At 39.6% G+C, this 4490-nt stretch carries 9 protein-coding genes; 7 read left to right on the top strand and 2 right to left on the bottom strand.

From position 1 onward, the window contains the following. The 6 genes from WA010_RS07015 to WA010_RS07040 form a co-directional block, all read left to right on the top strand. Nucleotides 1-213: alpha/beta fold hydrolase (locus WA010_RS07015; protein ID WP_422556419.1), on the top strand; the 213-nt coding region annotated here is incomplete at its 5' end. An 81-nt stretch (nt 214-294) separates the two neighbouring features. Further along, on the top strand, nt 295-1059 hold the full coding sequence (locus WA010_RS07020) for an alpha/beta fold hydrolase (RefSeq protein ID WP_422556420.1): 765 nt from the start codon (nt 295-297) through the stop codon (nt 1057-1059). A 45-nt stretch (nt 1060-1104) separates the two neighbouring features. Then, entirely contained in the window at nt 1105-1467 is a 363-nt protein-coding gene (locus WA010_RS07025) for an iron chaperone (protein ID WP_422556421.1), read from the top strand. Nucleotides 1468-1469: 2 nt separating this feature from the next. Further along, the gene (locus WA010_RS07030; RefSeq protein ID WP_422556422.1) at nt 1470-1685 is read left to right on the top strand and encodes a hypothetical protein; all 216 of its coding nucleotides are present in this window, start codon (nt 1470-1472) and stop codon (nt 1683-1685) included. A 53-nt stretch (nt 1686-1738) separates the two neighbouring features. Beyond that, nucleotides 1739-1861, top strand: a complete 123-nt coding sequence (locus WA010_RS07035; RefSeq protein WP_422556423.1) for a hypothetical protein — start codon at nt 1739-1741, stop codon at nt 1859-1861. Nucleotides 1862-2018: 157 nt separating this feature from the next. Beyond that, the gene (locus WA010_RS07040) at nt 2019-2441 is read left to right on the top strand and encodes a hypothetical protein (RefSeq protein WP_422556424.1); all 423 of its coding nucleotides are present in this window, start codon (nt 2019-2021) and stop codon (nt 2439-2441) included. Nucleotides 2442-2465: 24 nt separating this feature from the next. Here the strand turns inward: WA010_RS07040 and WA010_RS07045 are convergent, their stop codons facing one another. Then, complete coding sequence (locus tag WA010_RS07045) at nt 2466-3071, bottom strand: NAD(P)H-dependent oxidoreductase (protein ID WP_422556425.1); 606 nt, start codon at nt 3069-3071, stop codon at nt 2466-2468. 104 nt (nt 3072-3175) lie between these two features. On the opposite strand from WA010_RS07045, the gene WA010_RS07050 reads away from it, so the two are divergent. Continuing rightward, nucleotides 3176-3526, top strand: a complete 351-nt coding sequence (locus WA010_RS07050) for a winged helix-turn-helix transcriptional regulator (RefSeq protein ID WP_422556426.1) — start codon at nt 3176-3178, stop codon at nt 3524-3526. A 3-nt stretch (nt 3527-3529) separates the two neighbouring features. On the opposite strand, the gene WA010_RS07055 is transcribed toward WA010_RS07050, so the two are convergent. Then, on the bottom strand, nt 3530-4490 hold a 961-nt coding region (locus WA010_RS07055), incomplete at its 5' end, for a GGDEF domain-containing protein (protein WP_422556427.1).

Here is a 4490-nt window from a genome sequence, read left to right on the forward strand (position 1 = left end):
GCATTGCCATCTCCGAATATACCTATCATCATTTTGAGTTCCAGTGAATCATCAATCCTTTATGCAGATTTGGCTAAAGATGCTCATGAAAAAAGTAAGGATTTAAAAAACCTCTATCCGAATGCGAAACAAATTTGGGTTAATAGTGGACATATGATACAGATCGAAATGCCTGATATTGTTATCGATGCGATTAATGAAGTGATAAAATAATAAACTGATAGAGGAATAAATATCGCTTGTGTTTTGTTATATTCTGGCTAAACAAAAACCAAATCATTTGAAAGAAGTCTAATGAGTAAAAAAGTATTACCGTCTACAACAAACGACATTTTATTTGAATATTTACAAGTGGGAGAAAGCACACCGACGATTCTGTTTTTTAATGGATTTCGGATGAGGCTAGAGAGCTGGGATAAAGTCTACGCACCGTTAAGCCCGACGGCAAGTATGCTGTTGTTTAATCGTCTTGGTGTAGGGCACTCTTGCAAAGCCGACAAAAATCAAGATGCCAAAACAGTCGTCGAAGCGGTGCATGATATGGTTGTAGAACTAAATATCCAGATTCCATATATACTTGTAGCACACTCATTGGGCGGTATATTTGTAAATCTATATGCTCGTACTTATCCTTGCGAAGTCGGAGGTGTGGTGTTTGTGGAGGCGTCGCATCCTGATGAGATAGCCAAGCAAAGAGCACATCGCATTCCGGCATGGATTAGCGTGTCAAATGAAGCCATCAAAAAAATAGAAAATTTTTTTGACCCGTTCAAATACTCCGAAGATGAATCAATCCTAGAAAGTATTGAACAGATAAGCACCGCAAATGTGTTTCCTGACATTCCGATAGCTGTCGTGACGGGAACGAATAATATGCCGTTCGCCCCAAAAGAGCCGTTTGAGATACATTTAAACCACCAAATGAAACTATTGGAGCTTTCATCTGACTCAACTCAATTTTTATGTCAAGAAAGCGGGCATTTTCCGCAGATTACACAGCCGAAAATTGTCATAGAGGCAATAAATTTTATCATAGATAAGTGTGGCAGTAGCATATAAATAAAAAAATTGCTATTTTTGTGAAGATAAAATATTGGAGTTGAAATGAAAAAATCACTTATTAGTGAGTATGTCGTAAACCAGCCGGAAGCTACCAAAAATGCTCTCGTAGAGCTGCGAAGTTATATCTTAGAAGCAGCACCCGATGCAATAGAACTGATAAACTATAATATTCCGGCTTTTGCACTGATAGAGGGGGGTAAACGTGAAGAGCAAATTATGATGGCTGGGTATAAAAATCATATAGGGTTTTATCCGCATCCTGACACTATCGAAGCGTTCAAAACCAAACTCATCGGCTATAAATACGCCAAAGGCTCCATTCAGTTTCCTCTGAACCAACCAATCCCGAAAGAGTTGGTGATTGAAATGGTGAAGTACAGACTTAAACAGGTTAATGAGAAGTAGGAATGACCCCCGCCGTCAACATCGCTAAAAAAGCAAAAATACCCTACACACTTCACTCCTATACCCATGATCCCGCATCCGCTTCGTATGGAGAGGAAGCATCGGAAAAATTAGGGAGTCCAGTGGATAGAGTATTTAAAACATTGGTCGCACAGATCGATTCACGGGAACTTGTCGTCACGCTTATTCCCGTCTCCTCCGTGCTCTCGATGAAATAGATTGCCAAAGCAGCAGGGGGCAAAAAAAGAGACTTAGGACGTTTATCGATGCATTGGCAGAGAATTTTGCGACAATCTATGTGAGTGCAGGGCGAAGAGGGTTGGAGATAGAGTTGTCTCGGCATGATTTGGCGAAAATAACTGATGAGGAGATGGTAGCGTTATGTGCAGAGTAACAGGAATACAGCCATGATATTCGAAGAAATAGATACTTATCTCCTCTCGAAAAAAGGTTCAATATTCGATTATCCGTTTGATTAAGAGGTGCGGGTGTAATCGGATCTGTATAGCGAAGAAAGTACAATAAACGTTTTTATTTTTAAGGTGTGTGCCGTGAATATCTATGCTTTGCAATCTCCGGCAGGGGGTTTTTTGGATGAAGATTTAAACCATTTTAATAAAATATTTGATGATTGGTGCGTGCAGTTTGATAATTTTGAGGATGCGATGACCATCGCGAGCACGTTGGATAAAACAAGATATGCGGAAGTTGTCGAAATAACTCCTCTAAGTTATCCGAAGTATTTTTTTCGTAATTTACAGGGGATCATACATGCTACCCGTGAAGTAGAAGGGAATATTATCTGCATCGTGGAACCTTTTATGGGATCTAATTTTCGTATCGCCGTTTGTAATTTGGCGACGAAAGCGGTAAGATTGACGGCAACAAAGTACAAAAATACCCTCAGTGTCGAAGGTGCATTTGCACATTTTACGATTAAAAATGATAATGACTCTTTTAGATTTGAAGGGTAACTGAGCGCAAATGCGCTACAGCAGTTAGAGATACGTAACCAATTCGGAGAGTTCCGAGCGGTGAAGCGGCGGTTGTTCATTGACGCGGTATCCGAAGGGAATGAGTAAAGGAACTCCGTAAACCTCCGTATCAATCCCCATGATTTTCTCTACCGCATCAGGGTCAAATCCCTCCATCGGACATGAATCGATCCCGATAGAAGCGGCGGCACTCATCATATTGGCCGCTGCGATATAAACCTGACGAGATGACCAACATTCTAACACTTCATCACTGCGAGGATCGACGAATCCTGCGTACATTTCGAGGAGATAATCGGGATAGTGGAATTTTGCAAATTCATTTTGGATATAGGTGTCGGTACTGCGAACCTTTTTTTTATAGCCAATCGCGATCAATTCGGAGGCAGTGGTGATTTGTGGCTGATTCCACGCTACGGCTTGAATCGCTTCGCGCATTGCACTGTCACGGATGACGAAAAACTGCCATTGCTCCATCCCGAACGAACTGGGGCTGAGACGTCCCGCTTCGAGGATAAAGGTTAAATCCACATTACTCATCGGTTTAGTCGTATCGAACAGTTTGCACGCATGACGGAAATGCATCGCTTTTTCAAAATCGTTTCGCATTTAAAGGCTCCTTTAGGGTTTTATAAGGTGAGATTTTATAGTATACAGTAAATAGTGTCAAGAACGTACTAAAAAGTACTATACATACTAAAAGGTAACTATTAATGATTGATGAATCACGCTTTAATTGTCCGTTTGAACTCACCATGGAGGTGATCGGCGGGAAGTGGAAAGGGTTGATACTCTGGCATTTGCTCGATAAAAAAGTGCTCCGTAACGGTGAAATGCTTCGACTGATGCCCCGAATTACCCAAAAGATGCTGACTCAGCAGTTGCGAGAGATGGAACAAAACGGACTGGTGAGTCGAATCATCTATGAGCAGGTTCCGCCGAAAGTGGAATACAGACTTACGTCACACGGTGAAGCACTCAGACCCATTTTAGATCAAATGATCGAGTGGGGCTTAGTATATGCACGGGATAATCATATCGCTTTGGCGTGTCACAGTAACTAAATACTACTCATTGATGACGCAATTACGCCCGAGCCGTTTGGCTTTGTATAGCATTTCATCAGCTCGAAGTAATAGTGCTTCATACGTTTCCATATATTTATGTTCTGCCACTCCAAAACTACAAGTAATATTTCCAAAAATAAATGGTGACTTTTCGATTAGTTGACGAAATTTTTCGGCTAAATTTGTAGCTCGACCAAGTGAAGTATTTGGTAGTGCGATGATAAATTCTTCACCACCCCAACGCCCTATGATATCGCTTTTGCGTAGATTATTTTTGATAATCTGTGTTAAAGTTGAGAGAACATGATCTCCAATTTGATGACCATACTCATCGTTAATTTTTTTAAAATAATCAATGTCAAAAAAGATGATAGACAAAGTAGTATTTTGACGTTCACTAAGGGAGAGAAGATAGGTTAGATTTTCTTGGATATATAGTCGATTTCCGATTTGGGTTAATTTGTCGGTATATGCCATTTCTTGTAAAACAATTTGTTGGAAACGTAATCGATAGTAGAGGCTCATCAGAAGGTATGTAACTAGCGAGATGATGAAAAATCCAGCGATAAACATTTCCCAAAAATGGCGTATATAGATAGGTATCTCATGGTCAGTGCGATAGATAATAATATATCCTGCGTAATGTTGATCAAAACTTTTAATCGGGATAAAGAAAAGAGTGTATGTCTTATTATCAATTTCAGAAATAAATATTGCATTTTTATCGGGTTGAAGTTTATTGGGAAGTTGATATGCGATTGTTTGGTCAATTTTAGAAATAATAGTATCGGAAAAAATGTTTTGGTCGTCGGTACGAATTTTTTTATCATAATAAAATTGATTTCCTAGCTCAGATACTGCATAATTGGACTGTTCATCGGTAAAAACTGTTTTTTCAACGATTTCTTTGTGTAGTATTAGATCACAATGTACCCTATAAAGTCTTTCAGCTATTTCTTTG

Source organism: Sulfuricurvum sp. (assembly GCF_049305995.1).
GTDB lineage: Bacteria > Campylobacterota > Campylobacteria > Campylobacterales > Sulfurimonadaceae > Sulfuricurvum.

Excerpts from the sequence above, each read along its gene's own strand:
- WA010_RS07025 (WP_422556421.1), top strand. The coding sequence starts at position 1,105 with ATGAAAAAATCACTTATTAGTGAGTATGTCGTAAACCAGCCGGAAGCT.
- WA010_RS07050 (WP_422556426.1), top strand. The coding sequence starts at position 3,176 with ATGATTGATGAATCACGCTTTAATTGTCCGTTTGAACTCACCATGGAG.
- WA010_RS07020 (WP_422556420.1), top strand. The coding sequence starts at position 295 with ATGAGTAAAAAAGTATTACCGTCTACAACAAACGACATTTTATTTGAA.
- WA010_RS07030 (WP_422556422.1), top strand. The coding sequence starts at position 1,470 with ATGACCCCCGCCGTCAACATCGCTAAAAAAGCAAAAATACCCTACACA.
- WA010_RS07045 (WP_422556425.1), bottom strand. The coding sequence starts at position 3,071 with ATGCGAAACGATTTTGAAAAAGCGATGCATTTCCGTCATGCGTGCAAA.